Consider the following 25,551-nt stretch of genomic DNA (forward strand, 5'->3'; position numbering starts at 1 on the left):
GGAAGAAATGAAAGACATACGGAATATTGAACTTAAACTGGTAAATAAGATAGTTTCCAGCGGCGTGGCGAATGTAAATATCGGAGGGCAGGTACCATCGGGCATGAAACGCTGGGTAACTTTCATACAATTAGATACCCTTGCAATCACCGGAGCCTCAAATGTTGGCATATACCTTGCAAGCGTTGGAATAAGCAATCCCAGCATAGCAAGCACGGTGTTGTTAACCAACAGGAAAATGCTGTTGATGCTAAGAGCGACACAGGCATCAGGATTCAGGAAGACGCCGTTACAGGTACCGAGAAAACCCAACATTAACTGTCCACTGTTCAGCATAGCGAGCGGCAAGTGGCTGGGCGCTGTTGCAACGACAACTACAGGAATGGTCACGATGCAATACTTTGACGAGTGAGGTGAGATCATGAACATCGAACTTAAAACAATAGATAAAATCGTAACAAGCAAAGTCTCAGCAATCAATATCGGAGGGCAGGTACCATCTGGTATGAAGCGCTGGGTAACTTTCCTGATGCTTGACAGCATACAACAGGCGGGCGCAAAATCCGTCAGGCTGCATCTTGCAAGTGTTGGAGTAAGCAACCCCACCAAGACAAGTATTGTAGCTACAACCCACAGGAAGATGCTGCTGGATTTGAGGGCATCAGGTTTGAAAGCATCAGAGAACATTACCCCCCACGGACCACCGCTCATGATACCTGACCAACCGGACTCGGACAAACCGCTGTTCAGTATAGCGTCAGGCAAATGGCTGGGCGCATACTGCAGCAACACGACAGCCCTTGTGTTTATGCAATACTATGATGAGTGAGGTGAGACAATGAATATTAGAAATAGAGAACTGAAAACGATAGCTAAAGTAATTTCCAGCGGCGTGGCAAATTTAACTATCGGAGGACAGGTACCATCAAGCATAAAGCGCTGGGTAACTTTCCTGTTGATGGATTCGATCACTGTAAGCAGAGCGAGTGATATTGGGTTTTATTTCGCCAGCGTGGGGGTGAGCAACCCCACCATAGGAAGCACAGTACTGGCAGCCAACAGGAAGCTGTACATTCCAATCGAAGCGACTCAGTTGAACAATAAAAAGACCAATAAAAAACATCCGGTGATGATACCTGAGTCAGGACCAGACCCCGATAACCCGCTGTTCAGCATAGCGTCAGGCAAATGGCTGAGCGTAGTTGCCACAAAGACCACAGGGCATGTATTCATGCAGTACTTTGACGAGTGATGGCAATGGGAGTAAAGAACTACGACCTGAAAACAGTCACCAAGGTAATCAGCACCGTGAATACAGGTCTCAGCCTAGGTGCCGTACCCACTGGCATGAAACGCTGGGTAACATTCGTGAGAGTAGACAACGTGTATGGAGGCGAGAATAAGTTGTTTTTGATAAGCAATACAACAGAGACAGCAGCTTCAACAATCACCCTTGCAAGTGCACGCGCGAAAGACAGGATCACACTGCAGGCGAAGGAGCACTTTGCAAACCCACCACAGGGTCCTGCCAGCCCGGACTTCCCATTGTTCTTTATCGCGGCGGCAAAATACCTGACAGCAAAGACGAACAGGGGAAGCGTAAACCTATTCTTACAGTACTTCGATGGAGGCGATTAATATGAATTGTCCTGATTGTGGAGAAGAACTCACAGCAGTAGGAGGAGTGCCAACAATATGGCAGTGCAATCGCTGCACGAAAGAAAACTCACTTAAACACGTAAAAAGCCCGGAAAAAAGGTTTACCGGGGATACGCTGGCGGCGTTCAGGAGGTTATGATGGTAGACAAAGACATTAAAACACTGAATAAGGTAATAACGTCAGTCCCAGCCAACCTCGGGCTCGGTGCGGTAGCCGCGGGCATGAAACGCTGGGTGACCTTCGTTAAAGTTACTGACGAGTTTGCGGGTGCAAATGCAATATTTCTATGCAGCGGTACGACAGCCACCAATGCCGCCAGCGGGGTAGCCAAGGATAAACAGTACCTTGGAAACCAGTATGATGCTTTCGCTTACCCCGACTCGCCAAGACCAGAGGCACCACTGTTCAGCATAGCAGCCAGCAAGTTCCTGACGGCATTTACGACAGCAGGCAACATGCATCTGTTCTTGCAGTACTTTGACGAGTGAAGGGGTACACCATGCTTAAACCAGGCGGACCCATAGCGATAAAAGAGATAGAAGACGGGGCAGTAATAACCCAGAAGATAGCAGCATCAGCCGTAACTACCGCCAAGATTGACAGTGTTGCGGTAACAACAGCCAAGATAGCAGCATCAGCCGTAACTACTGCAAAGATCAATGCTACCGCAGTCACGGCAGCCAAGATTGGGACCAGTGCCGTAACAGCCACAAAGATAGCAGCATTAGCGGTAACAACAGCCAAGATAGCAGCCTCAGCAGTAACCACTGCTAAGATTGACAGTGTTGCGGTAACAGCAGCCAAGATTGGGACCAGTGCCGTAACAGCAACTAAAATAGCAGCATCAGCAGTAACAGCCGTCAAGCTCAAAGCCAGTGCATTAGATTATATTAAATATAAAGGACAAACCAGCAAAGTTCTTACTGCATCAGGTCATGCAAGCCTTGCTGCTGCGGGATTCATCCCAGAGGGAGTTATCGTAACTCCATGGACAGCCAGCCTTATATTCAGGCGCTGCAAAGCAAAACCAACAACAAGTATAGTAACTCTGGCGTTTGGACTTCTTAACACAAGCGGAAGAATACTTGCTACAAGCACTCGCACAGTAAGTTTCTACTTTGAGTATATGAGACCTTGAGCAAAAGCCTCATATATTCATAAACTTTTTTAACAAGCATGCCATCAAAAGCCGAAATTCTCGGTCAGAACACAATGCAAGCCAAGCTGGGGCTGTGGGCTGCAAACCTAAGAGATAACCTGAACCTCATAAACCTGTGTGAAGACATAACATCTCTCCCTAAAATTAAGGGTCCTGCGCTCTGCCTGGCTGCCGGGTCGAGCTTGGAGCTGCACTATGACGAGATACCAATGTTTAAGGGTACGGTCTTATCCTGTGAGCGTAACCTGATTCCGCTACTGGAGAAGGGTATAATTCCAGATTATGTTATCAGCATAGACGGCAGTGAGGTCATGACCGGGTTCATAGACAGCCCACTCGTGGATGAGCATATTGACGAGATGATAGGTATATTCTCAACTACAGTAAGCCCGAAAATTTTAGAGAGGTGGCGGGGTGATAAAATTTTCTTCAATGCCTGGCTGGACGACATAAACGAGATAAAAAGCGTGAGCCTGGTCTTTCAGGAAATAACCAGAAAAGCAACCTGTCACACAGGAGGGCATTGTGGAAGTACATTATGGTATCTGTCTTATTATCTTAAAGCAAACCCGATAATTCTCATGGGTATAGATATGGCATACCCTGCAAGCATACCTGATCTCAGCCACACCAGTATATGGGAGGGTATAAAGCACCTACACCGGGAAGAGATACTCGAATACTACCAGAGGGAAAAGAATCCCTTCGGCAACGAGGTCATAACAGACTATGTCTGGGATGGCTTCAAGGACGCGTGGATGAGCTGGATCAGGGAGATGCAGGAGAGTGAAACCATACAATGCTCGGACTACACGATACTGCATGACCCGCCGCTTAAGGTGATGCCTTTTAAAGAATATTTGCAAAAACTATAAGTATAAGTACGGATAATTCCGTATAATATGGATAAAGAGGAATCCAAAAATAAACGTAAAAGGTATTTACCTTGGATAGAGCAGGAATATTGGGAAGCTTTTAACGCCGTCAGGAAAAAACATAATCTTGGTTGGAACGATGTTTTTAAACGATTCTCGCTTTACCAGAACGGTATCGAGTATATCTTTTCCGCCCCAGGAGAGATGAGCAAGCAGTTAAGGTTAGACCTTAACACAATCATGGGTCTAATGAGTAAGTGGCTCACGAATATCAAAGACAACTGGTATCTTATTGATAAAAACTCGGATATAAGTGAAATCCATGACGCCTATAAAGGAAAGAAAGCACTTGTTATCGGTGCAGGACCGAGCCTGAAGGAAAGAAAACATCTTCAGGTACTGCGCGGGTTGAACCATCGAGCAGATGTTGAAGACATGGTTATCTTCAGCACACTGCACAGCCTGAAAGAGTGCCTTGAGGAGGGAATAGTCCCGCAGTTCACAGGGGTCGTGGATGCAAGCGAACTGATGGTAAATTTCATCGACAGCCCACTCGTGGATGAACACGCGGATGAAATGACACTGGTATGCTGTGCAAGCACGCACCCGGAAGTCTTTAAAAAGTGGAAGGGTAAAAAAATATTCTTTTTCAGGTCGGGAATCCCGCAGAACATATTACCCAACACAGATACTTTCCTGAGCATTCTACTGCCAAAACTCACAGAAATAGAAACTGGAGGGAATAGCAGCTCAAGCATGTATAGTATTGCCAGCTTTCTGGGCTGCAATCCTATAGGTATGATCGGGACGGATTTCGGTTATCTTAAAGGGTTTCCTTATGACCAGACGATGTATTATCATGCCTATGCACAGAGTATAGGGGTAGGCGGCAAGGATGGGTACAAAGACGTGCAGGATATGATCAGCAAATGTTACGAGGATTTCCACCACCCGGATTTCAAGACCGATGCGTATTTCGATTTTGTCTATTCTGTGTTCAGAAATTCATTATTTGAAATGGTTAAATCCAATAAAAAGCAGAACCCAGAGCACAGACTGATAAATGCAACCGAAGGCGGGACGATATACACAGAGGATGGCAGTATTGAGTGCATGACGCTGCAGGAGTTCCTGGATGGATTCCGCTATACTTAAAATTCCCTTCCTCATGCCTCCGTTAGGTGATGAGGAGATAGAAGCCGCATCTAGGGTTATGAGGACGAAATACCTCACAGGCGGCGGCGAGGCAGACCTGTTCGAGAAGGAATTTGCTGAGTATATCGGCACGGAAAGCGCAATCTCTACAAATTCAGGAACGTCAGCACTTGAACTGGTTTTGCACGCATATAAGTGCATGGGTGCCCTGAGACCAGGGGATAAGGTCTTGATACCATCATTTACTTTTGTTGCGGTGGCAAACGCTGTTGTGAACGCAGGCATGGAGCCGGTATTTGCAGATATAACCCCACAAACGATGAACATAAAACTCCCGAATAATATCGAGGATATAAAAGCAGCGATTATAGTTCACACATTCGGCACGCCATGCGACACGTCTATAATTCGCTACCTGCAATCAAAAGGGGTTATAGTCATAGAGGACTGCGCTGAAGCCATGGGTGCGCGATGGTGGGGAAGCCAGAAGAAGGTTGGCAGCCGCGGGGACTGCGGCATATTCAGTTTTGCAGCCACAAAAATAATGACAACCGGTGACGGTGGGATGATAACCACAAACGCCACGAGTTTAACTGAGTATATTAAACTTCTAAGAGTACATGGTTTATCTTCAAAAATAAATAGCGATGAGCGAAGCGCAATACTTCCGGGACATAACTACAGGATGTGCAACATACTGGCTGCGATAGGCAGGGTGCAATTATCCAAAGCAGATGAGTTCTGTAAAGCGCGCAGGAAACATGCACAGAAATTGAATGAATTGATCACCATGGAGCAAATACCAGTACTCACACCATGGGATTTTCATTATAGCGTTTATCAGATTTATACAATACAATTAAAAGAAGGAGACAGTACCACAAGGGCAGCGGTATTAAAAGCTCTCAGAGAGCGCGGGATTGAAGCTAAAGTGTATTTTTATCCTCCGATACACCAACAGGCTTATTACAGCTCTAAATACGGCGATATTGGGTTAAAATGTACTGACCGGATATCCGAGAGGGTTATATCGCTGCCTATGTACCCTTCGCTGGAAGAGGAGGAAATTGAGTATATGGTGCAGTGTCTCAAGGAGGTGCTCTGCTGATGGTATTCATAGCGGCTGAGATTGGGGTTAATTTCCGTAACCTAACTGAAGCGCGGCGCATGATAGGTCTGGCTAAGAATGCAGGCGCAGATACAGTAAAATTTCAAATATATTCTCAGGAGCATGTGAAAGGGCATCCAAGACAACGGGAGCTTGAGGAGATTATCTTAACTCCTGAGAAGATAAAATACCTGAAACAGGCAGCCGATGACTGCGGCATTGAGTTTTTTGCCACACCATATTTTCCAGAGGCTGTGGATTGGCTTGAGCAAGTTGGCGTTAAGCGATACAAAATACGCTATGTAGATAGATATAATAGTAATTTAATAAACACAATACTTAAAACAAACAAACAAGTCTTATTATCATGTGATTGTGATTATTTAGATGACATAATACATAATCATAAAATATTCAATCCAGGTACGATAGATTATATCTATTGCGTACCAGAATACCCCCCACCACTTGAAAAAATCTTATTCCCATATGATTTTGGAGATAGTTTATACACAGGTTATAGCAACCACTACCCATCAATAGTCCCTCCATTAGTGGCTGCTGCGCGAGGTTGTGAGTATTTGGAAACTCACGTTAAACAAGATAAATATCATAATGGCTACAAGCCGATAGACGATGCGGTATCAATCACATTCTCACAGCTTACTGAATTATACAGGCTGGTAAGGGAGATTGAAAAGATAGAATGGTGATTTTATGATAAAATATATACCGATAGAAACCGAATTAAAGTTGCCACACTATCTGGAGCAAGATAAGTGGATAGGTAAAAAAGTCAGAATAAAGAAACACTTTATAAAAGATACTATTTTAAGAAGAAGCACAACCGCAATAATAAGAAAAATTATTTTTAATAGGGATGGAACGTGGTTTGCTATTAAAGTACAATACGCAGACGGCACAGAATGGAACGAATCGCCTGAAGAGTTTAAATTAAAGGTGGTCTCTTTAATACAGTGATTTTATGGCAACGATATTAATAACAGGCGCAGGTGGATCTCTCGGCTCTGTGCTGACCAGAAGGTTTGTGGTAGAAGGATATAAGGTCAGGGCACTGGACATTCACGAACCGTCCCTATCAAAGCTTAAAAATGAAAATGTAAGGCTGCTGCTTGGCGATATAAAAGACGAATCGCGTATGAACTTTGCACTGGAGGGGTGTGATTCCTGTATAGCCTGTGCGTCGTATAAAAATTTAGACCTTACCGAGTATTCTTTAGAGGATACGTATAAAACCAATGTACTCGGCACGCTTAAAACAGCAAAAGCCTGTCATAACCAGAAAGTTAAGAATGCCGTGTTGATAAGCTCGGATAAAGCAGTAGAGCCAACATCAATATACGGTGTAACCAAACTTGCCCAGGAACATATCTGGCTCTGGATGGCAAGGGTACAGATGGTTACTGAATTTATAATTATACGAATGGGTAATATAGAATGGTCGTCTGGTTCTGTGCTGCCTATCTGGAAAGAACAGGTAGAACGCGGCGAAAAGATAACAGTTACACATCCCCAATGTGAAAGGTATTTTATTTCAGATGGGAGCGCCTCGGATTTTGTGCTGAATGTGACTCAAACAGGCATCAACGGTAAGATATACATTCCGAAGATGACTAGAAAAAGAATACGCGACATGGCGCTTGAGTTCGTGAGTAATGACGCTGACAAGATCGTCATCACCGGGTTGAGGCATGGGGAGAAAATAATGGAGAGGCTATATTCACAGGAAGAGGCTCCGAAAGTTAAGGATAGGGGAAATTATTATGAGATATGAGTTCGATGATGTACTTGCGATAATCCCGGCGCGGATGGTGGAATGAATAAAATAAATACTTGGGTACAAAACGAACAGCAAAAACAACACAATTGTTTTTGTGGATGTGGAGGGGAGATTAAAATTCAACGTAGATATTATTGGATAGGAATACCACGATTTATTAGTGGACACAATACAAAGGTCGCAAATCCTATGGATAATTCTGAGGTTAGAGAGAAAGTCAGTGAGGCTAATAAAGGTGAAAAAAATCCAATGTATGGACGAAAAAGTCCAATGTATGGTGTTCATAGATATGGTAAAAAGGCACCTTTTTATCAAAAACACCATACACAAGCATCAAAAAAAAGGATGAGTGAAGCTCATAAAGGCTTACAATCAAAAGAAAGGCATCCTATGTGGGGGAAAAGAGGTAAGGACAATCCACTATTCGGTAAGCCTTTAACAGACGAGCACAGGAAAAAAATTTCTGATGCATTAAAAGGCAGACCATTAACAGAAGAACATAGAAGGAAGGTAAGTATAGCTATGAGTGGGGAAAAACATCCTATGTATGGTAAACACCTTACAGAAGAGACAAGGAAAAAACTAAGTGAATGTAAAAAGGGAGAAAAACATCCTTTATTTGGTAAGTGTGGTGAGATAGCACCAAATTGGCATGGGGGAAAATCATTTGAACCATATTGTCCAAAATTTAACCACGAATTAAAAGAAAAAATCCGCGAGAGGGATAATAGAACCTGTCAGTTATGCTGTGTAAAAGAAAATGGGAGGAAATTAGATGTTCATCACATTCACTACGACAAACCTAACTGTAACCCAGATTTGATAGCATTGTGTTTTAAATGTAATACAAAAGTGAATTTTAACAGAGATTATTATGAAAATCTGTTTATGGAGAAATTAACACAAAGGGGTTTGATTATTTAATGGATACTGACATCATAGTAATAGTTCCGGCTCGAAGGGATTCGAAGAGGTTACCACATAAAAATAAAATGTTATTACACGGTGTGCCGCTATGGGAAAACTCAGTTAATATAGCAAAAAAGGCTGGGATAAAAAATATAATCGTATCTACTAACGATGAGGAGATATTATCCACAAAAGTTGAAGGGGTGATGATGCTGGAGCGTTCAAAACAGAACGCTACTGATGAAGCAACAACAACAGATGTTATTTATGAGGTAATTCAATTTATAGAAGCTACTGGGATAAAGTATAAAACAATCGCCCTGCTGCAGCCCACATCACCATTATTAGAGCCGCATACATTGAGACATGCACTACACCAGTTCCAGGATAAATCAATGCGGTGCCTGATAGCGTATAACCAACAGTATAAGCCGTGCGGCGCATTTTACATTTTCAGGTATTCAGAGTTTGCATTCTACGGCAATTCTATCTATGGAATAGATAACTCACATATCTATATCCTGCCGCCGGAGCAGGCGATAGATGTGGATGAACTGTGGGATTGGAGGGCGGCGCAGGATGTTAAGGCAGGACGCGTGATCAACCCTGAGAGTTTTACTCGTGGTTTATGACTCGGAAATGTACATCCACTGGTTTCCACAGGGTCTGGCGTACATAGCCGCCGCGCTTCTAAAAGAAGGGCACGATGTTGAAATATACAACCAGGATGCAAACCATTACCCTGACGAGCACCTGACAGCATATCTTGACCAGAATAAATTCGATATTATAGGTGTTGGAATCATAGCGGGGTATTACCAGTACAGGAAACTAATAAAAATCTCTGACGCGATCAATAAATCCAGGAACAGACCTTTTTATATCCTTGGTGGGCACGGTCCTTCTCCTGAACCTGGGTTTTTCCTCAAGAAAATGCGGGCTGATGCTGTAGTTATCGGGGAAGGCGAGATAACAATAGTTGAGCTACTATCAGCAATATACAACCTCAGACCGCTTGACAGCGTTAAGGGCATAGCATTCCGTTCAGGGGATAATGTAAAGATTAACGAGAGGAGACCTTTAATAAAAGATGTGGATTCCATCCCAGTTCCTGCATACCATCTGTTCCCGATTGATTATTACAGGCTGCTCAGGATGCCCCACTGCTCAAACTCAGATTTTGTGATGCCGGTGTTATCAGGTAGGGGTTGCCCGTTTAAATGTATATTTTGTTACCGGATGGATAAAGGTTTTAGACCGAGAAGTAATGAAAAAATCATTAATGAAATTCAACTTTTGAAACACATGTACGGCATTACGTATATTGCATTCTCGGATGAACTCTTGATGTCATCAGCAGAAAGAACTATCAGCTTATGTGAAGACTTTATCAAGGCTAAATTAAATATAAAATGGTGCTGCAACGGCAGGTTAAACTTTGCCGAGCCTGAAGTCCTGAGCCTGATGAAGCAGGCTGGCTGCGTATTCATTAACTACGGCATTGAAGCCATGGATGATGCTGTTTTGAAGAACATGAATAAAGTATTGACCACGGAGCAAATCCTGCGCGGCATTGAAGCCACACTGGATGCAGGGATCAGTCCGGGCTTTAACATCATATTCGGGAACATCGGCGATAATAGAGAGACCTTAAGAAAAGGTGTGGAATTCTTATTAAAATATGATGACGGCGCCCAGATGCGTACCATCCGTCCGGTGACGCCGTATCCAGGGTCGCCTCTTTATTATTATGCAATAGAGAAGGGGCTGCTTAAAGACTGTGAGGACTTTTACGAGAACAAACACATAAATTCAGACCTGCTTGCTGTAAATTTCACGGATTTAAGCGATGATGAATTCCATAAATGTTTGATGGAAGCTAACATAGAGCTGCTTTCTAATTATTCTCAGAAAAAGTTATCTGTCCTACTCAGGCAAACCAAAAAACTATATTTAGAAAAAGATACAAGTTTCAGGGGGTTTCGGCAATCATGAAAATTTTAATTCCTGTTGGCTGCCGGAGTGATGAAGGCTTATCCGTGCCTGTGAGGAAGCGACTTGGTAATAGCGGGTATGCTTTAAAGTTACAATACCATGATTTTTATAACGCGTATTGTGAAGTTGAAAAATTCATTTTGGAATTTAAACCCGATCTCGCGCTGCTTTTTGGCGACAGGATAGAGATGTGCGGCGCGGCGGCAGCGTGTTTCCATAACAATATCCCAATAGCCCACGTATATGCAGGTACGGGGAATAACACGGCAACGCTCGATGACATTTCCAGGCATGTTATAACTCTGTGGTCAGATATACAATTCTGCGAGAGCGACAGCGCGGCTAAAAGAGTAGAAAATCTTCTAACAGCAATAGGTAAAAAGCCTAACTGGTATGTTGTCGGCATCACGCATTTAGACGATGTTGCGATCTCTGAGAAGTACGTCCCGAAAGAGCCATACGACCTCGTGTTGTATAACCCCATAACTGCATATAGCAAATTGAAAAATATAAATATAATGGCAGGAGAGCTCAACGAGATAAAAGAGCTAATCAAGAACTCCGAACTGGTTTATTTTATCGGTTCTAACCCCGACCCTGGAGCTTATTTCATCAACAATTATTCTGAGGAACTAAAATTAAAAATCATTGCTGACAGCGCATATCTCCCAAACCTTGAGAGACCTGAATTTTTAGGTCTGCTCAAGAACTGCAGCAGGTTTATCGGGAACAGTTCCTCATTGATATATGAGGCTCCTTTTTTTCTCTCATCTCAACAAATTATCAGTATTGGGATGAGGAATAGAGATAGGGATAAGGGACCGTTTATGACTGATGCAAGTGACAGGATCGTGGAGGTAATTAAACAATGGTACACAGCGAAGAATGGAAGCAAAACTGGAAAAAGCCCGAAATAAAGCACAATATACCCACAAAATGGAATTGGATAGTAGCACACCCCGATCATCTAAACTTGGGTAAGTATGTAGATATTGGTGCGTTCACCTATATTAATGCGAAATACATAGTCACTATAGATGATGACGTACAGATAGGTTCACACGTAGCGATATACACCGAGAACACGATAGACGACACCTGGGGTCATGTGTATCTTGAAAAGGGATGCTGCATAGGTTCGCACAGCATCATTTTACCCGGAGTTATAGTGGGGTATAAAGCGAAAGTTGGTGCGTTCAGCCTCGTTAAGAAGGACATACCCGCAAACAGCACCGCCTACGGTATCCCTATGAAGGTCGTCAAAAAGTTTTAGTACATAGAGAAGCATTACTATTACGTATGGTGGAAATTCCCAAATTACCTATTAAAAAATGTGGTTTAGGGCGAGTACCTTATGCGGTCTTCGCATACCACACTGTTCTGGGATTCCCGGTACCGATACCCAATGTAGATGTACGGTTTATCTCAGCATTTGGGTCCACCTCTCTAAAAACAGGCTTAGGTGGACTGGCAGAAGACTGTTTTATTCCGCCGCCGCATATTAAAGCTTATGTTAGAAAAGAGGGGTTGGATTTTGGGACCCCGCAGCGCGTACTGTATATCCCCGGAGAGCCCAGTAAGACGACGTGGACAGAGGTAGGTTCGTCGTGGGAAACGGGGAAAGCAAAACTATTCAGAGCCAAAGCAAAAATCGGGTGCGATGAAGTGAGCGCCCCCGCGCTACCCATAGCGGCTACGAATTTTAAATTTGACGCAACCCCAAATATTACAGTTCTACCGGTTACTGTATCTACACCTGCTGGAAGTTTTACCATCAAACCAGGGATACTGGAAGATGGAAAGCAATATCTTCCAAAATTCGCATTTTTCTTAGGTGGTGTGAAAATAGCTGAGGGCAGTGTTCCTGAGAGCGGCAAAATAGACCATAATCTAAAATCATTAAAAGACATTCCTGGAATTAAAGACCTGCTCGGCAAAGACGTTGAATTGAAGGTTGAGATTACTACAGGTGATTGTAAATTCACAGGCACCAGGACAATATCCCTACCTTCACCTCCTACACTACCCAAGCCGTGCTCAGGGTCGCTCAGTATTACTACACCAACAGGTTTGAGCATTAAAGATCATATAGCGGATTTCCTATCAAAAATTCCACTAGGTACGAATCCAAATGCGTTCCCAGCTTTATTCATCAAGATAGAATCTATTGTTGATGGAGTGAAAAAAGACATCGCAATAGAACTATTACTTGACGGTGAAAAAGTAACGCTGACCGAGCCAAAAAGTAACAGGAGCCAAGATTTAATAAGAATAGTCAAAACACTTGGTACAAAGGCGTTTGATACAGAACACGAAATAAAAATAATACCATTACTTGACTGTGCTATAGATGCAGTATCTTTTTCCATCCCACCATTAATCCCTGCACTACCTAAGATTCCAACCCCAGAAGTACCCAAACCGCCAACGTGCGAACTCTGGGAGACTGCTGCGAATATAAGCATACCGTCCATTCTCAAGCCGCCATTTACACTAAAAGTCAGTAATGCAAACTGGATATGCAAAGATACAGGCAAGAAAACCCTAGTAGATGCCATAGCCGAGGTATCTATAGGCGAGAGGGAATTCAGCCTGCCAATTAAAAGCGGCTCAGGCATCCTAACATTAACTGAATCAGATTTAAAACCCGGGGTTGGTATACCTGGTATACCAAAGCCTCCGGAGCTACCCACACCACCCAAACTGCCATCAGTATGTGAAAAAACAGGTAAACTTGGCGAGCCGGGTAAATATTTTGTGACAATATCGGAGGTACAATCATATCTGGATATATGCTATCCAGGACAGAAGCACGAAGCAGAGTATGCGCCAGCAGGATCGTGGTATGGAGCGTTTAAGATTATCAGAGGAAAGGCAACAAGATATCCAGCAGGAAGCTACTTCTGGGCTACAACATGGGAAGGCATAAGGAGCACGATTTAAATGGTTACAGTTACAGTAAGGATCCCCGCAGTTGGAGATAAGCCTGAGTATGAATTCAGTAAAGAGGTAACCTTACCGACAGTTCCTGGGGCTCCTGAAATTCCTGAAATTTGCGAGATAGGTGATGAGAAAACCATTACCTGCCCAGACGGCACGGAGATCGTTACAGCAATATGTGAGAAGAACCCTGCTACAGGGAAGAACTGGTGGAAGCTTACAGGGAATAAGTGCCCCATAAAAGAAATTTGCGAGATAGGTGATGAGAAAACCATTACCTGCCCAGACGGCACTGAGATCGTTACACATATATGTGAAAAAAACCCGCGCACAGGGAAGAACTATTGGAAACTTACAGGTAACAAATGTCCACCGCCGGAGCTTGGCAAAACAGTTAAAATACTGGTATACCCTGAAACTGCCAAGCTTGAAGCATTCGATGGGCAGGAAATAACCATAACCGCTGCCGTCATGTGTGGAGTTACACCAAGCCGCGGTGAGGATACTACCCTATTAGTGGATGGTAAAGAAACGGCGTTCGGGAAAACATCAAATGGTTTTGTCTCGTTTAAATGGAAAGCAACAGTTGAGCCCGCAAGAACACATAAAATATGTGTGAATGTTCCGAAAAGCACAGCATGTGAAAAATTCGGGTCAGCCACAGACTGTAAAATCATAACAGTATCACGCGTTATACCAGAAATCAGCGAGCAGCTTATGAAAGAAAGAGAAGCCTATCTAGCAGAGCTCGAGGCTAAGAGGAAAGAGAGAGAAAGGATAAGGGAGCTTTACCTGCTCACTAGACCTCCTACTGTTCCACCTATCATCCAGCCGGTGCTTAAAGGTATTATTCACATCCCATCAATACCCAAACCTATCAAGTTGCCGTATCCCGTAAATATCTCCATAGACGGTATATTTATAAGCGAGCCCCCGGTCAAGGAGGAAGTAGACCCAGGAGCACATACGATACTCGCGGAACTGAAAGGCATGGCACCAATATCGAAAAAAGTCTATGTAAAAGCGGGGGAAACATTGGTTGTGACAGATATTGCGTTCGTTGAGGCGGCACCCCCATCCATTCCAACTCCAGAAGTACCCAAAATCCCCGAAGTACCCAGGATACCTGAAGTTCCAAAAGTTCCAGAAGTTCCAACTCCAGAAGTACCCAGGATACCTGAAGTACCTGAAGTTCCGAGAGTACCTAAAATCCCCAGAATTCCCATTCCGAGAGTACCCAAAATCCCCGAAGTACCCAGGATACCTGAAGTTCCAAAAGTTCCAGAAGTTCCAACTCCAGAAGTACCCAGGATACCTGAAGTTCCAAAAGTTCCGAGAGTACCTAAAATCCCCACGCATGAGCAAGGGATTATTATAATACCCTCCATACCCAAACCCATGAAGCTACCATACCCTATAAATGTATCAATAGATGGTGAGTTTGTAGGTGAGCCACCCATTTCAAAAGAGGTAGATCCAGGAGCACATACGATACTCGCGGAACTGAAAGGCATGGCACCAATATCGAAAAAAGTCTATGTAAAAGCGGGGGAAACATTGGTTGTGACAGATATTACGTTCACTGAAGAGATACCATTTGAACCCCCTGTGCCGGGGATAATTAAAATTCAAAAACAGGAGAGACGCGGAATATGATTATAAAAATTTGGAGAGTACAAACATGTTAAACGCTTTATTTGGCTGGTACGTGCAAGAAAATCTAAATGGCAGGTATATCTCACTGGTATTTAAGGCATCCCTGGATGCGGATGAAAAAGACACACTGACATTGGATGATGTAGGTGCGGATGCGGAAGATGCCGCGAAAATCAAAAAATGGCTCGTAGGCGATAATTTTATTTTAACAGATATATGGACATACGCCGTTCCGGGTAATGTTGCACTTACAATACTGCCTGACAGCGATACCACAAAGCAGTTCTATGTAGAGGCTGTAAATGAACCGTTAAGAATACCCATTTCGCCGCCGAAGCTTGTTGAGACGAATTTATCTATCGATTTCACCAATGAGAACCAGCCGAACGACCTTTTTATCATAATCGGTGCTATAAGGATATCGGAAAGCAACACAGCTAAATTCACGCTGCTGAGTGAACTGATACCCACATCTATCGAGAATATCGATTTGCAAACACTCAGCATACTGAAATCTCTTTTGAATATTGAATACCAGAACAACGCTATCATACAACAGGGCAATATTACGATCCTGCAGTCTAATGAATTGATAAAAGCAAGCGGAGGCACTCCACTGGAGCTGCCTGATGGTATTGTCATGCCGCCAGTAATACACTTCCCGCCTGATGTGGTAAATCCGCCGGAAACGATAGATTATTACGAGCGACCAGTTATACCACCTGAGAGAGTAGCTGGCGTATTTGAGAGAGTAACTGGGGTATCTGAGAGAGTGGCTGGTGTATGTAAGAGGAGACCAACAACCGCAGGTACTGCCAAGAGCTTGAGGGAAAGACTGAGGGGAAAACTATGAGCTTTGGTACGAAAATCAGACCTTATGCTGTGCTCTCATTGTCTCTCGCTGGTGCAAGAGCCGACAGCGCACAGGGAGTCATCACGCTTGTAGGTGTGAGTAAAGCTACCTGGAAAATAAACACGCTTACCGTGATTACGCTCGGCGGCGGTACGCTAAGTGTGAAGCTGAACAGCTCATCAGGCGATTCAATTACTCTGAGTGATGGGTTCAAGATCGAAGGGATATTGATTGATGAGCTGTACTGGACAAATTCAGCACAGGTAGGCAAGACTGCGGAGATATTCGCGGCATGGGCGGATTAGATGGGAATAAAAAGTCAATAAAATGGTATCGAGAGCACAGGTGTATATAATAAAAGGAGATGAATAAAATGGTAATCAATCCAGGAGAAATAACTTTAGAACTTTTGCTTGGCGAAAACCCGCTGTACTACATGCTCTTTGTGTATGTAGGTGCTCTGGTATTGGCTGGAATCGCAAGTTGGTGGGCTGACAGGCAAGCCGACAATAGTCTAAAAGCAGATGCAAGAGAGATTGACCCGCTGGCGGATACCACACAGGTCTACGAGTTCGAGAATGTTCGTGACCCGATACTTGCAGGCGTGCTGGTATGCGTGGCTGTGGTTTTCCCGATGTGCCAGAGCATAGATATCGTTAGCGGCTGGCAGGGTGTGTATGCGAGTGCAGTGCTGGCGGGAATTACGGCAAGGATGATTTTGAAGTCACTGGCGGCGAAATTTGCGGCAAAGGTCACGAAGTAAATGAGCAAAATCGAGCGAGCAGGATGTGATATGACGAGAGTTCTTGGGCGAGGGATACTCAGAGGTATCATAGTCTTGCTTGTGGTATTGCTGATGGTGGGGGCAGCGGATGCAATTACAGTCGTTGAAGATTTTGAGTCTGGTACATTATCACAAGTAGATGGAAATTGGATAATATCAAACACTCGGTATGAAGGAAACTATGGTGCAGAAAATAAAAATATAGGAGATTCGGAATCATCTTCGATGTTTTTAAGTTTAAACGTGACTACTGATACAACAATATCTTTCTATCAGAAAGTAAGCTCCGAAAGTGGTTATGATTTTTTACGGGTTTATTTGGATGTCATCTTAAAATCCAGTATATCAGGTGAGATTGATTGGCAAGTTCAAACATATACTATTACAACAGGAATACATGTATTAAAGTTTGAATATTCAAAAGACGGTTCAGTATCTTCGGGTACAGACACGGGATATATTGATTATATAACTATTGCATGTGATAATTGTATTTCATCTATTATGCCGCCTTCAATATCTTCAACATATACAGTTTATCCAAAGAATCATCGTACCTATGATGGTTCTAATCAATTTCCTATATCTATATCTAATATGTCAAATACCAGCGAAGTGAACTATTCTATCAATCCAGAAATAATATCAACAGGTATCGTTGAAGGTAATAATACTATTTATCTTGGCACAGATAGTGGAAAGTTGTTTGCATTTGACTATAATAATATAACTAATACTAAATGGACATTTCAAGCAAACGGTAAAATTTTAGTTACCCCTGCTGTGGGTCAAGACGGAAGCATATATTTCATTACATCCACGGATTTATATGCAGTTAGACCAGATGGTACTTTGAAATGGAATGTAACTACTGATGCCGTTTACGAGTGTTCACTTTCCTTAGGAAGAGACGATACCATTTATATTGGCAATAATACTATAAGACAAATGTATGCTTATAATCCTGTTAATGGAGCCAAAAAATGGACTTTTCAGATGTCATCAGTACCTCAATGGAAAACTATTGTTTCGTCTGTTGTGACAGATTCTAATGATAATTTATATTTTGTTATGGGGGGAAAAATAAGTAATAATGCTCATGATATATTGTATTCTATTACTCAAGGCGGAGTTGAAAGATGGAAAATAACACGAACGGAAAGCAATACTGGTTATGTTGCACCAATATCTGCCCCAGTAATAGATGATTCTAATAATTTAGTTTATGTTTATCTTCATAGTAAATTAATAAGCTTGACAACAAATGGTTATATATTATGGGAAACTGATGTTGGATATTACCCTGCATACGCTAATGTACGCCGATTTGGAGATTTGTCATTAAGTAATCAAAATATTTTATATGTACTCACACACGGTAGTTGTACTATTAACGCATATAGTAAAAATACTGGTTGGTTCTTAAATTCAATTCAGATTTGTTCCGCTTCTTATTCAGCAACAGATGAGTTATCGCCAATTATAGCCTCTGATGGAAGCCTTTACATTTTTTCAACTGGATTTAATAAATTATACCATACTGATAAGTTTTTATATGTGAAATGGAATAAAACTATACCAAATGCACCACTTAAATATAGTGATACTGGAGCATTTTTTTTAGGAAAAAATATTAATAATTTTGATACGCTGTATTTTACAGACCGTCAGGATACGATATATACATTTTATTATACAGAAGCACCACCACCGCCAAGCGAAGTCACCGTCTCCTGCCCAATCGGCTGGTGTTACGTTGGCTTGAACTACACCAGCAAAACTTTACTCGAACTGGATAACCTCTTCTCAACAGACACAATTCAAGGGCGTTATAATGCAACCTCACAGAAATATGAATCCCACAGGACAGGGTATGCGTTCAACCAGCACGTAACCGTTCAGCAAAAGGAAGGTTATTATTACTACTTCACATCGGCTCAGGACATAACTATGTTGCCAGGCAGCACGCCATCAATCACACTCAAAGCAGGTTGGTCGCTTGTGGCAAATTATGGGACTTCGGTACGCACACTTTCTGCTTTGAAAACATCAATCGGTGCGACAGCAACTTCTGTGAAATATTACGACCGCACCAGCAAAACGTGGGTATCCACAGACAGCCAGAGCGTGCCTGCGATGGAAAATTTCTTTGTATATGTTACGAGCCAGACTGAGTGGAGTGGATGATGACTCAGAACCCCTATCCCATAGTAGGAATCCTCCAGGGCGCAGGCACAGGGGTGACCGTAACAGGAGTTAATCTTACTGCAGGCGGGACAGAGGAGGTTAGTACGGAATCTGACGGGTCGTACATTATCGACCCTGCTAATATGGGCACGTATTCTGACGGTGATGTCATCAAGATAAGCTCGGGGACGTGGTATATAGATATTAAAATAGATATAGAGAACTACCCAGACGGTATTATAGCGAACTTAAACAGACCTGCAATCATTACTCCAAAAAGGATAAGCAGGGGCGCATCAGTGGAGAGGGGAATTGCGTGTGGGGCTTGAGTCATTTTTACCCCTTCTTAAAATCAAACAGCGTGGTCTTTACTGCGCCACGCGCTGAAATCTCACAACGCTTGCATCTTGGGTGTGTCTCGGCTATTAATGCCTCTCCAACAAACTCTATCTTGCCGCAGACCGACCTGTAGCCGCCGGTTATATCCATAGGGATCCAGAAATGGGATTTCGGGTATTTATCGCAGGAGTACCATCCTGGCTTTATACCCGATATTTTTCGCGGGGTGTCGGATAGTTCCTTACGTGGGAGTGTGATCCTGCCGTGAGCGCCGGCGATCTCGATGATTGCATACTCCTTTGCCTCATGGTCGAACCATCCCATGAACACAGCTTTGCCGAACTGCTTATGGTAAACGGTGATGCCTTTTTTAGTGTCTTTCCTAATCATTCCCTCACCCCTGCCTTTATCTTTTCAAGCCCGGCAACGGTTTTATCGAATTCCTTCTCGGTCAAGCAGTATTTCTTCATCAATTCTTCTTTAGTTGCACCGGCTTTAAGCCGTGTGGCGAAACTTAACTCTTTATTGCTTTTGATTTTCATAATTCCTCCTAATCAATTACAATTAAATCAAGGGGGCTTTTTATTTTCTTAATTTCTTTGGATGAAACCTGTGTGTATATCTGGGTGCTATTCAGGTTTGAATGACCCAGTAACACTTGTATCTTCCTTATATCAACACCATTTTCGAGGAGATGAGTAGCGAAAGAATGTCTGAGTGTATGAACATGAACCTTTTTCTTAATACCTGCACGAAACGTAGCCTTTTTCACTATATCCTGTATACCTCTTGTAGACATTTTCTCACCTCTTCCTGAAAAAACATAACCATCAGGTTCAATCATTCTTTTTCCAATATACTTCTTTAGAGATTTATTGAAGCGATCTGAAATTATAAACTGCCTATCTTTGCCGCCTTTTCCATTACGCACCCAGCCTATATTTTCATTTAAATCTATATCTGAGTATTTCAAATTAATACATTCTGAGAGTCGCAACCCTGTGGAATAAAGCAATTCTATGATTAGCCTGTGTTTTGGGTTTTTAGTATTATCGATTAATCTTTTGACCTCACCCATAGTCAATACAACAGGTAATTTTTTATTGGGTTTGGGTGCTCTAATAACTATATTATTTCCAAGAACATCGCGATAGAAAAACACAAGGGCATTCATTATAAGAGATAATGAACCGCTGGATAATTTAGTAGACCTGAGCATAAGATAATTTTTTATATCCGCTTCGCTTACTTTTTCTGATGGTTTCTTTATATATTCAAGAAATGTTTTGTTATAGAAGAGATACATTTTTAATGTCTGCTCTGAATAACATCTTATCTTCAATTCCTTTTCAAGTTTGTCTAAATTATCCATATACTTCGTCTATCGTACATTATATGCAGTTTTACTCTCGCTATGCGCTGTCATAATTACCTTGTTTTACTTAGTTCTGATATATATTACAGATACTTTTAAATACTTATAATACCTTAAAGTATTTATGCTTTGTCCAAGTTTGAAACGCATGGGTTCAAAGAATGAATGTATGGCAAAACCCGAGAACTGTCCAAAAGAGAGGGATCTGGGAATTGTCTCGATATACTGTTATAGAATGAAAAGCAAGGAGGAAAATTATGGAAACAAATAAAATTGAAGAAATAATTAGAAAGAACTTGCAGACTGAAAAAGAGAGATGTATAGGTGATATAGTTCGGAGAAATCAATCTGAACTGACCCAAGCAATTGACCATATTAACGGTGTTTATAACTCTGCAATAAACACATTAAAGAAACTTGAAATACTTAAGCTGCCAGATGCTACGGTGTTCGACTTTTTCCAGCAGACAGATGGGAACATAAGAGTTTTTGAGATCAAAGGTGTTGATTCTGAGTGGCAACTAAATATATTATATGGAGGCAGGATACTCGAGGAGTATTCTAAAGCACCGATACGTCTCAAGGAAAAGACAGCGTATAAGATAATAGTAATGGCAATGGAGCTGAAGGAGAAATAAATGATAATCTTAAACAAACACCAGGCTGACCTGCTCCGGTCATTTCTGGTCGGACACGGTAAGGAGATAGAGAATACAGAACATGCTGATACGATGTGCGAAATACTTAGAGTACTCAGCAGCCAGGCGAGACCGGATGAAGGTCAGGTTTGTGACGTGATACTCCAGAACATAGACCTGCTGAGGTGCTTCAACTGCGACGCGCAGCTTGCAGACTTTAAATTTTTGTTTAAAGACGACTTTATAGGCGAGCTCTGCATTGATCCAGGCGAGAGCAATTACCCGCATGAACCTGACGTGCCTGCGGGGGTATATTTCATCTGCGCCGAATGCTCGCATAGAGACATGACCCGCATAACCAGCACTGTAAAGAGGCAGGCGGAGGTTTTATGAAGTTCAGAATGGCTTTTGGAATTTTCGATGCAGAAGTAGAGATTCCTGGTGTTGAATATGATGGAGACACCGATGAGTTCAAAAATACAGTAGTAGAACGGTTAGAAAAGGGTGGTATAAAAGTCATTGAAGTGGAGGCAACATGATCCGCATAACCGGTACCGTAAAAACCCTGAGAGATATGATGACGCCTGTAGAAGCCATCGCGGACGAATGCAGGCTGAACATCTCTCCGGAAGGATTGGGTGTAAAAGTGGTAGATCCAGCTAACATAGCGATTACTGACCTGAATCTTCCCAAAGAAGTGTTTCATGAAGGTGAATATACAGTGGATGAATCCCTGCAGGTAGGATTAGATGTTATCAACTACCTGTCACTGTTCAAGGACGCTGGAGATAACGAGCGCGCCGAGATCAACATAGAGCAGTACGAAGAAAAAGGCGTGCAGAAACACAGGCTTATTCTCAAGATTGCAGATATTTTTAAACAGACATTAACTCTGATGAACCCTGATGAGATTAGAAAGGAGATTAAGATCCCCCTGCTTACCTTGAGAGCTGAGATAGAAGTTTCAAAAGAATTCCTGAAGAGGTGCTTTGATATGGCTGTAAGAGCAGGCGATTATATCAGGATGCAGGCAATTGATAAACCGAATATTCGTCCGTTATTTATAATAGAAGCTGGCGATGATGTAAGGAAATTCAAAGCAGAGTTAACAACTGGGGTGGAGATTACTGCCGAGTCACCGGAGGTCAGGTTAAAATCCTTATTCAGCCTTGATTACCTCTGTGGTATTGTCGAGGCAATAGGTGATGGCGAGATCATTACGATGCATCTGGATAATGACATGCCTCTAAAACTCGACTTTAAGGTGCTTGATCACGGTCGGGCATCGGTAATGATTGCGCCGCGGATTGAGAGTGAATAATATGAATAACAATCACGAACACGATAGATTTTTAATAGGTGATGGTTTGAGTGGCTGGTGATCTCCCGCGCGGTTTCTGTAATCTCGCATGGTCGTGTTCAAAGAAAGATTGCAGGCATCATAGCGAGCACGTTATAACCTCTCTCTGCGGCGTCATGTACTGCTCCCATCTCGGTAAGAACTGCAAGTGCCAGGCGGTGTAAAATGAATCCAATAATTCTTGAAAACCATCCCAGATGGGGAACGAGGATACTTGAGCGGCACGGCAGGTATGATGGAAAATGCATCAGCGAAACAAAACAATGTAAAGGATGTCGATTTTTAAATAACATAATATCGACAAAAAAAACGGGACACAGGTTATCAGAGGATGCCCTAAAGCAAACTCTTGGTGTATGTACCTGGGGTATTCGGAAGATCGTATATATCTCAAGCCACCCGCGTAAATGTATGAAGGTGTAGGTATGCCTGAGAAAAGACTTACTGCGGTAGATTTGTTCTGCGGCTGCGGCGGGTTTTCGCTTGGGCTTATACAGGCTGGCTGGGAAGTTGTTGCTGCCATAGATAACGACCCGGGGGCGCTTGCCACGTATTACACCAACCTGTGTGATGATTCTACGAAGATTATCGGCGAGATTCCATCGAAAAAGCAAAAATACTTTCATAAACACAGGACATCATGTGCGTCATGCAAGGAGCCTGATGAAGGGTGTAAAACTAAACTGGAGCATTCCCACTGTCCTTATGCAGGATGGCTGTACCACGAGAACCGACACCGCAAAAAGAAAATCCCTCCTGTCAGTGTGTTATTCTGCACGGACGTTACCGAGCTGCACGGCTGGAACATTCTTGAGGCTGCCGGGCTGGATCACGTAAACCTGGTTGTTGGAGGACCGCCGTGCCAGAGCTTCAGCGCAGCAAATACCAAAAAGAAAAAAGGAGACTTCCGGGACTTCATGGTTTTTGAGTTTGGCAGGCTGGTGCTGGAGATGAATCCGGATACCTTTTGCATGGTGAACGTGCCGACTCTGATGAACCACAAGCTTCCTGGTGGGAGAAAGCTGCTCGATGAGTTCTACAAGTTTGTCAATAACAAGGATTGGGATTTATATTACTCCCTGCTTGAGGAATATCTGGAATGGAAATATATAGCGGAGGGCAGCGGCAAGAAGATGAGGGATGTTTAGAATGATGCAAAATGATGTAAAATGGGGTAAAATGAGTGAAAAAACACTAAATGCACAGGCAGTAGTTCACCCGGATTCGTCCATGGGTTATAACCATATTAAAGGTAACAAAGAGTGTACTGAAGGTTGGTGTGGTTGTTTTGGCGGTAGTGGTGGTTATCCAAAAGTATGTAGTTGTGGTGGGTTAATCCATGCTGATTTTGGGGATGAGAATAGTGATGGAGATTATTGGCTTTATACTAAATGTGATACATGTGGTGAACCAGAATGAGTGCAATAGACACTTCCGAGATGCTCTGCACCTGCGGCAAGAAGCTTAACTATGCCGGGACAGACAACGGCTGCCACGTCCTTGTCTGCCCGGTTCATTCTAAGAAGTCATACAGGATACCTGTTGATCAGGGAACACTGCCCTTTCCATTGGAGACGCTGATGGTTAAGAAATATAACTGCAAGGATTGCGGCGCTGATATAGAAAAGGGGCAGGCATTAAGGACGTTCGAGGAAGAGGGAGGGCGCTGTGCATAGTTTGTGAGGGCAGAGATTATGGGATCGAGATTATGGGGTTTGAAAAGGTGGTGGTTTCCCATCATACAAGATTCTGAGTGTCAGGGTACGACACAAGACAAGATGCCGCCGTAAAAAGTTATATATATATGAAGATAATATCTTGTAATAGTGGATGAAATGATTCATGAAAAAGAACCTGAAGCAGCCAGAGACGCAAAAAATCCTGCATACACGATGATGACGTTCATGCCGCGCGGCATGGGTGGATTAAGTAATGACAGAAAGTTTAAAGATTGCAATCGATGGCTCACTTTTCCTTTCTGCAAATTGTGAGTTAGTTGGAACAGATTGGCGAAGAATTGACACAACAAAGACAGCAGAGATGTTAATGATAGACATCAACGGAACTCTGAAACGTTTTCGTGCTTCTGCTGGTAATAATCCTATTACAAGCTGGGACTTATTAAATGGTGTTGTTGTCAGTGATATTAGCGGCTGCTTACCTAATATAACCCAGATTACAACTCGCGACCACAACGACCTGCAGAACAAAGATGCATTATTGTGTCATCCTCCAGAAGCTGCTGGTGTTCTCAGTCAGAAATCAGATTCTGTTTTAAAACCCACCAAACAAACAACAAGTGCGTTTGATAAAAAATACTCGCAATTACAGGTAGTCGGTTCTACTATCTATTATATATGGTCTGAAGATGATGGAACTTATTACCAAATCTGGACAGCTACTTCAAATCTTGACGGCAGTGGGTTTACAGCAGCTAAACGAACAACAAGCGCATTTGGTAAATATATACCACAGTTACAGGTAGTCGGTTCTACTATCTATTATGTATGGATTGAACATGATGGAGCTAAATACCAAATCTGGACAGCTACTTCAAATCTTGACGGCAGTGGGTTTACAGCAGCTAAACGAACAACAAGCGCATTTGATAAATATATACCACAATTACAGGCAGCTGGCTCTACTATTTATTATGTATGGCAGGAATATGATGGAGCTAAATACCAAATCTGGACAGCTACTTCAAATCTTGACGGCAGTGGGTTTACAGCAGCTAAACGAACAACAAGCGCATTT

At 42.8% G+C, this 25,551-nt stretch carries 37 protein-coding genes; 34 read left to right on the forward strand and 3 right to left on the reverse strand.

What is annotated here, in order from left to right:
- Positions 1-7 precede the first annotated feature (7 nt).
- From Q8J68_RS07915 to Q8J68_RS08030, 24 genes are all read left to right on the forward strand, one after another.
- Positions 8-412, forward strand: coding sequence for a hypothetical protein (locus tag Q8J68_RS07915; RefSeq protein WP_305310983.1), 405 nt, complete (start codon positions 8-10; stop codon positions 410-412).
- 9 nt (positions 413-421) lie between these two features.
- Positions 422-829: a hypothetical protein gene (locus Q8J68_RS07920; RefSeq protein ID WP_305310984.1), complete on the forward strand. Its 408-nt coding sequence runs from the start codon at positions 422-424 to the stop codon at positions 827-829.
- A gap of 9 nt (positions 830-838) precedes the next feature.
- Entirely contained in the window at positions 839-1,252 is a 414-nt protein-coding gene (locus Q8J68_RS07925) for a hypothetical protein (protein ID WP_305310985.1), read from the forward strand.
- 5 nt (positions 1,253-1,257) lie between these two features.
- A complete protein-coding gene (locus tag Q8J68_RS07930) occupies positions 1,258-1,638 on the forward strand; it encodes a hypothetical protein (RefSeq protein ID WP_305310986.1) in 381 nt (126 codons plus the stop codon).
- Positions 1,639-1,794: 156 nt separating this feature from the next.
- Entirely contained in the window at positions 1,795-2,148 is a 354-nt protein-coding gene (locus Q8J68_RS07935) for a hypothetical protein (protein ID WP_305310987.1), read from the forward strand.
- Between the two features lie 11 nt (positions 2,149-2,159).
- Complete coding sequence (locus Q8J68_RS07940) at positions 2,160-2,798, forward strand: hypothetical protein (RefSeq protein WP_305310988.1); 639 nt, start codon at positions 2,160-2,162, stop codon at positions 2,796-2,798.
- Between the two features lie 38 nt (positions 2,799-2,836).
- The gene (locus Q8J68_RS07945; protein ID WP_305310989.1) at positions 2,837-3,694 is read left to right on the forward strand and encodes a 6-hydroxymethylpterin diphosphokinase MptE-like protein; all 858 of its coding nucleotides are present in this window, start codon (positions 2,837-2,839) and stop codon (positions 3,692-3,694) included.
- 27 nt (positions 3,695-3,721) lie between these two features.
- Positions 3,722-4,849 carry a 6-hydroxymethylpterin diphosphokinase MptE-like protein gene (locus tag Q8J68_RS07950; RefSeq protein ID WP_305310990.1) on the forward strand — a complete coding sequence of 376 codons (1,128 nt, stop codon included), beginning with the start codon at positions 3,722-3,724 and terminating at the stop codon, positions 4,847-4,849.
- Complete coding sequence (locus Q8J68_RS07955; RefSeq protein ID WP_305310991.1) at positions 4,830-5,957, forward strand: DegT/DnrJ/EryC1/StrS aminotransferase family protein; 1,128 nt, start codon at positions 4,830-4,832, stop codon at positions 5,955-5,957. The genes Q8J68_RS07950 and Q8J68_RS07955 overlap by 20 nt, the downstream gene beginning before the upstream one ends.
- Complete coding sequence (locus tag Q8J68_RS07960; protein WP_305310992.1) at positions 5,957-6,670, forward strand: N-acetylneuraminate synthase family protein; 714 nt, start codon at positions 5,957-5,959, stop codon at positions 6,668-6,670. Before Q8J68_RS07955 ends, Q8J68_RS07960 begins: the two co-directional genes overlap by 1 nt.
- A 4-nt stretch (positions 6,671-6,674) precedes the next feature.
- Complete coding sequence (locus tag Q8J68_RS07965; RefSeq protein WP_305310993.1) at positions 6,675-6,938, forward strand: hypothetical protein; 264 nt, start codon at positions 6,675-6,677, stop codon at positions 6,936-6,938.
- Positions 6,939-6,942: 4 nt separating this feature from the next.
- Positions 6,943-7,752 (forward strand): SDR family NAD(P)-dependent oxidoreductase, encoded by an 810-nt coding sequence (locus Q8J68_RS07970; RefSeq protein WP_305310994.1) that lies wholly within the window; start codon positions 6,943-6,945, stop codon positions 7,750-7,752.
- A 42-nt stretch (positions 7,753-7,794) separates the two neighbouring features.
- Positions 7,795-8,682, forward strand: coding sequence for an NUMOD3 domain-containing DNA-binding protein (locus tag Q8J68_RS07975; protein WP_305310995.1), 888 nt, complete (start codon positions 7,795-7,797; stop codon positions 8,680-8,682).
- The gene (locus Q8J68_RS07980) at positions 8,682-9,299 is read left to right on the forward strand and encodes a cytidylyltransferase domain-containing protein (RefSeq protein ID WP_305310996.1); all 618 of its coding nucleotides are present in this window, start codon (positions 8,682-8,684) and stop codon (positions 9,297-9,299) included. Before Q8J68_RS07975 ends, Q8J68_RS07980 begins: the two co-directional genes overlap by 1 nt.
- Positions 9,289-10,662 carry a B12-binding domain-containing radical SAM protein gene (locus Q8J68_RS07985; RefSeq protein ID WP_305310997.1) on the forward strand — a complete coding sequence of 458 codons (1,374 nt, stop codon included), beginning with the start codon at positions 9,289-9,291 and terminating at the stop codon, positions 10,660-10,662. Before Q8J68_RS07980 ends, Q8J68_RS07985 begins: the two co-directional genes overlap by 11 nt.
- A complete protein-coding gene (locus tag Q8J68_RS07990; RefSeq protein ID WP_305310998.1) occupies positions 10,659-11,579 on the forward strand; it encodes a UDP-N-acetylglucosamine 2-epimerase in 921 nt (306 codons plus the stop codon). The genes Q8J68_RS07985 and Q8J68_RS07990 overlap by 4 nt, the downstream gene beginning before the upstream one ends.
- The gene (locus tag Q8J68_RS07995) at positions 11,531-11,935 is read left to right on the forward strand and encodes an acyltransferase (protein ID WP_305310999.1); all 405 of its coding nucleotides are present in this window, start codon (positions 11,531-11,533) and stop codon (positions 11,933-11,935) included. The genes Q8J68_RS07990 and Q8J68_RS07995 overlap by 49 nt, the downstream gene beginning before the upstream one ends.
- A 26-nt stretch (positions 11,936-11,961) precedes the next feature.
- A complete protein-coding gene (locus tag Q8J68_RS08000) occupies positions 11,962-13,605 on the forward strand; it encodes a hypothetical protein (protein WP_305311000.1) in 1,644 nt (547 codons plus the stop codon).
- Positions 13,606-15,258 (forward strand): PEGA domain-containing protein, encoded by a 1,653-nt coding sequence (locus tag Q8J68_RS08005; protein ID WP_305311001.1) that lies wholly within the window; start codon positions 13,606-13,608, stop codon positions 15,256-15,258.
- A 25-nt stretch (positions 15,259-15,283) separates the two neighbouring features.
- A complete protein-coding gene (locus Q8J68_RS08010; protein WP_305311002.1) occupies positions 15,284-16,111 on the forward strand; it encodes a hypothetical protein in 828 nt (275 codons plus the stop codon).
- Complete coding sequence (locus tag Q8J68_RS08015; protein ID WP_305311003.1) at positions 16,108-16,416, forward strand: hypothetical protein; 309 nt, start codon at positions 16,108-16,110, stop codon at positions 16,414-16,416. Before Q8J68_RS08010 ends, Q8J68_RS08015 begins: the two co-directional genes overlap by 4 nt.
- 68 nt (positions 16,417-16,484) lie before the next feature.
- Positions 16,485-16,874, forward strand: coding sequence for a hypothetical protein (locus tag Q8J68_RS08020; protein ID WP_305311004.1), 390 nt, complete (start codon positions 16,485-16,487; stop codon positions 16,872-16,874).
- A complete protein-coding gene (locus tag Q8J68_RS08025) occupies positions 16,875-19,082 on the forward strand; it encodes a PQQ-binding-like beta-propeller repeat protein (protein WP_305311005.1) in 2,208 nt (735 codons plus the stop codon).
- A complete protein-coding gene (locus Q8J68_RS08030) occupies positions 19,082-19,411 on the forward strand; it encodes a hypothetical protein (protein ID WP_305311006.1) in 330 nt (109 codons plus the stop codon). Before Q8J68_RS08025 ends, Q8J68_RS08030 begins: the two co-directional genes overlap by 1 nt.
- A 7-nt stretch (positions 19,412-19,418) precedes the next feature.
- Here Q8J68_RS08030 and Q8J68_RS08035 read toward each other — a convergent pair whose 3' ends face one another.
- The 3 genes from Q8J68_RS08035 to xerA are packed head-to-tail and all read right to left on the reverse strand — an operon-like array spanning position 19,419 to position 20,793.
- The gene (locus tag Q8J68_RS08035; RefSeq protein WP_305311007.1) at positions 19,419-19,811 is read right to left on the reverse strand and encodes a hypothetical protein; all 393 of its coding nucleotides are present in this window, start codon (positions 19,809-19,811) and stop codon (positions 19,419-19,421) included.
- Positions 19,808-19,963, reverse strand: coding sequence for a hypothetical protein (locus tag Q8J68_RS08040; RefSeq protein ID WP_305311008.1), 156 nt, complete (start codon positions 19,961-19,963; stop codon positions 19,808-19,810). Before Q8J68_RS08040 ends, Q8J68_RS08035 begins: the two co-directional genes overlap by 4 nt.
- A gap of 8 nt (positions 19,964-19,971) precedes the next feature.
- Positions 19,972-20,793 carry a site-specific tyrosine recombinase/integron integrase gene (gene xerA / locus Q8J68_RS08045; RefSeq protein ID WP_305311009.1) on the reverse strand — a complete coding sequence of 274 codons (822 nt, stop codon included), beginning with the start codon at positions 20,791-20,793 and terminating at the stop codon, positions 19,972-19,974.
- Between the two features lie 151 nt (positions 20,794-20,944).
- Here xerA and Q8J68_RS08050 point away from each other — a divergent pair, with 151 nt between their 5' ends.
- The 10 genes from Q8J68_RS08050 to Q8J68_RS08095 all read left to right on the forward strand — a co-directional run.
- Positions 20,945-21,067, forward strand: a complete 123-nt coding sequence (locus Q8J68_RS08050) for a hypothetical protein (RefSeq protein WP_305311010.1) — start codon at positions 20,945-20,947, stop codon at positions 21,065-21,067.
- A complete protein-coding gene (locus tag Q8J68_RS08055; RefSeq protein WP_305311011.1) occupies positions 21,054-21,434 on the forward strand; it encodes a hypothetical protein in 381 nt (126 codons plus the stop codon). The genes Q8J68_RS08050 and Q8J68_RS08055 overlap by 14 nt, the downstream gene beginning before the upstream one ends.
- Positions 21,435-21,827: a hypothetical protein gene (locus Q8J68_RS08060; protein WP_305311012.1), complete on the forward strand. Its 393-nt coding sequence runs from the start codon at positions 21,435-21,437 to the stop codon at positions 21,825-21,827. It abuts the gene before it with no gap.
- Positions 21,824-21,973, forward strand: a complete 150-nt coding sequence (locus tag Q8J68_RS08065) for a hypothetical protein (protein ID WP_305311013.1) — start codon at positions 21,824-21,826, stop codon at positions 21,971-21,973. Before Q8J68_RS08060 ends, Q8J68_RS08065 begins: the two co-directional genes overlap by 4 nt.
- The gene (locus tag Q8J68_RS08070) at positions 21,970-22,755 is read left to right on the forward strand and encodes a hypothetical protein (RefSeq protein WP_305311014.1); all 786 of its coding nucleotides are present in this window, start codon (positions 21,970-21,972) and stop codon (positions 22,753-22,755) included. The genes Q8J68_RS08065 and Q8J68_RS08070 overlap by 4 nt, the downstream gene beginning before the upstream one ends.
- Positions 22,756-22,805: 50 nt before the next feature.
- Entirely contained in the window at positions 22,806-22,958 is a 153-nt protein-coding gene (locus Q8J68_RS08075) for a hypothetical protein (RefSeq protein WP_305311015.1), read from the forward strand.
- A gap of 261 nt (positions 22,959-23,219) precedes the next feature.
- Positions 23,220-23,942 (forward strand): DNA cytosine methyltransferase, encoded by a 723-nt coding sequence (locus Q8J68_RS08080; RefSeq protein WP_305311016.1) that lies wholly within the window; start codon positions 23,220-23,222, stop codon positions 23,940-23,942.
- 1 nt (position 23,943) lies between these two features.
- The gene (locus Q8J68_RS08085; RefSeq protein WP_305311017.1) at positions 23,944-24,213 is read left to right on the forward strand and encodes a hypothetical protein; all 270 of its coding nucleotides are present in this window, start codon (positions 23,944-23,946) and stop codon (positions 24,211-24,213) included.
- Complete coding sequence (locus tag Q8J68_RS08090; protein WP_305311018.1) at positions 24,210-24,470, forward strand: hypothetical protein; 261 nt, start codon at positions 24,210-24,212, stop codon at positions 24,468-24,470. Before Q8J68_RS08085 ends, Q8J68_RS08090 begins: the two co-directional genes overlap by 4 nt.
- Positions 24,471-24,726: 256 nt before the next feature.
- Positions 24,727-25,551, forward strand: an 825-nt coding sequence (locus Q8J68_RS08095) for a hypothetical protein (protein ID WP_305311019.1), incomplete at its 3' end; no start/stop codon positions are given.

The sequence above is a fragment of the Methanolobus sp. genome, assembly GCF_030682845.1.
Taxonomy (GTDB): Archaea; Halobacteriota; Methanosarcinia; order Methanosarcinales; family Methanosarcinaceae; genus Methanolobus.

Coding starts and splice junctions, on each gene's coding strand:
- Q8J68_RS08065 (WP_305311013.1), top strand. CDS start 21,824: ATGAAGTTCAGAATGGCTTTTGGAATTTTCGATGCAGAAGTAGAGATT.
- Q8J68_RS08000 (WP_305311000.1), top strand. CDS start 11,962: ATGGTGGAAATTCCCAAATTACCTATTAAAAAATGTGGTTTAGGGCGA.
- Q8J68_RS07960 (WP_305310992.1), top strand. CDS start 5,957: ATGGTATTCATAGCGGCTGAGATTGGGGTTAATTTCCGTAACCTAACT.
- Q8J68_RS07990 (WP_305310998.1), top strand. CDS start 10,659: ATGAAAATTTTAATTCCTGTTGGCTGCCGGAGTGATGAAGGCTTATCC.
- xerA (WP_305311009.1), bottom strand. CDS start 20,793: ATGGATAATTTAGACAAACTTGAAAAGGAATTGAAGATAAGATGTTAT.
- Q8J68_RS07915 (WP_305310983.1), top strand. CDS start 8: ATGAAAGACATACGGAATATTGAACTTAAACTGGTAAATAAGATAGTT.
- Q8J68_RS08085 (WP_305311017.1), top strand. CDS start 23,944: ATGATGCAAAATGATGTAAAATGGGGTAAAATGAGTGAAAAAACACTA.
- Q8J68_RS08090 (WP_305311018.1), top strand. CDS start 24,210: ATGAGTGCAATAGACACTTCCGAGATGCTCTGCACCTGCGGCAAGAAG.
- Q8J68_RS08005 (WP_305311001.1), top strand. CDS start 13,606: ATGGTTACAGTTACAGTAAGGATCCCCGCAGTTGGAGATAAGCCTGAG.
- Q8J68_RS08035 (WP_305311007.1), bottom strand. CDS start 19,811: ATGATTAGGAAAGACACTAAAAAAGGCATCACCGTTTACCATAAGCAG.
- Q8J68_RS07980 (WP_305310996.1), top strand. CDS start 8,682: ATGGATACTGACATCATAGTAATAGTTCCGGCTCGAAGGGATTCGAAG.
- Q8J68_RS08040 (WP_305311008.1), bottom strand. CDS start 19,963: ATGAAAATCAAAAGCAATAAAGAGTTAAGTTTCGCCACACGGCTTAAA.
- Q8J68_RS07995 (WP_305310999.1), top strand. CDS start 11,531: ATGGTACACAGCGAAGAATGGAAGCAAAACTGGAAAAAGCCCGAAATA.
- Q8J68_RS08010 (WP_305311002.1), top strand. CDS start 15,284: ATGTTAAACGCTTTATTTGGCTGGTACGTGCAAGAAAATCTAAATGGC.
- Q8J68_RS07920 (WP_305310984.1), top strand. CDS start 422: ATGAACATCGAACTTAAAACAATAGATAAAATCGTAACAAGCAAAGTC.
- Q8J68_RS08070 (WP_305311014.1), top strand. CDS start 21,970: ATGATCCGCATAACCGGTACCGTAAAAACCCTGAGAGATATGATGACG.
- Q8J68_RS08025 (WP_305311005.1), top strand. CDS start 16,875: ATGAGCAAAATCGAGCGAGCAGGATGTGATATGACGAGAGTTCTTGGG.
- Q8J68_RS08080 (WP_305311016.1), top strand. CDS start 23,220: ATGCCTGAGAAAAGACTTACTGCGGTAGATTTGTTCTGCGGCTGCGGC.
- Q8J68_RS07935 (WP_305310987.1), top strand. CDS start 1,795: ATGATGGTAGACAAAGACATTAAAACACTGAATAAGGTAATAACGTCA.
- Q8J68_RS08015 (WP_305311003.1), top strand. CDS start 16,108: ATGAGCTTTGGTACGAAAATCAGACCTTATGCTGTGCTCTCATTGTCT.
- Q8J68_RS08050 (WP_305311010.1), top strand. CDS start 20,945: ATGGGTTCAAAGAATGAATGTATGGCAAAACCCGAGAACTGTCCAAAA.
- Q8J68_RS07950 (WP_305310990.1), top strand. CDS start 3,722: ATGGATAAAGAGGAATCCAAAAATAAACGTAAAAGGTATTTACCTTGG.
- Q8J68_RS08055 (WP_305311011.1), top strand. CDS start 21,054: ATGGAAACAAATAAAATTGAAGAAATAATTAGAAAGAACTTGCAGACT.
- Q8J68_RS08020 (WP_305311004.1), top strand. CDS start 16,485: ATGGTAATCAATCCAGGAGAAATAACTTTAGAACTTTTGCTTGGCGAA.
- Q8J68_RS07925 (WP_305310985.1), top strand. CDS start 839: ATGAATATTAGAAATAGAGAACTGAAAACGATAGCTAAAGTAATTTCC.
- Q8J68_RS07945 (WP_305310989.1), top strand. CDS start 2,837: ATGCCATCAAAAGCCGAAATTCTCGGTCAGAACACAATGCAAGCCAAG.
- Q8J68_RS07955 (WP_305310991.1), top strand. CDS start 4,830: ATGGATTCCGCTATACTTAAAATTCCCTTCCTCATGCCTCCGTTAGGT.
- Q8J68_RS08030 (WP_305311006.1), top strand. CDS start 19,082: ATGACTCAGAACCCCTATCCCATAGTAGGAATCCTCCAGGGCGCAGGC.
- Q8J68_RS07975 (WP_305310995.1), top strand. CDS start 7,795: ATGAATAAAATAAATACTTGGGTACAAAACGAACAGCAAAAACAACAC.
- Q8J68_RS07940 (WP_305310988.1), top strand. CDS start 2,160: ATGCTTAAACCAGGCGGACCCATAGCGATAAAAGAGATAGAAGACGGG.
- Q8J68_RS07930 (WP_305310986.1), top strand. CDS start 1,258: ATGGGAGTAAAGAACTACGACCTGAAAACAGTCACCAAGGTAATCAGC.
- Q8J68_RS07965 (WP_305310993.1), top strand. CDS start 6,675: ATGATAAAATATATACCGATAGAAACCGAATTAAAGTTGCCACACTAT.
- Q8J68_RS08060 (WP_305311012.1), top strand. CDS start 21,435: ATGATAATCTTAAACAAACACCAGGCTGACCTGCTCCGGTCATTTCTG.
- Q8J68_RS07970 (WP_305310994.1), top strand. CDS start 6,943: ATGGCAACGATATTAATAACAGGCGCAGGTGGATCTCTCGGCTCTGTG.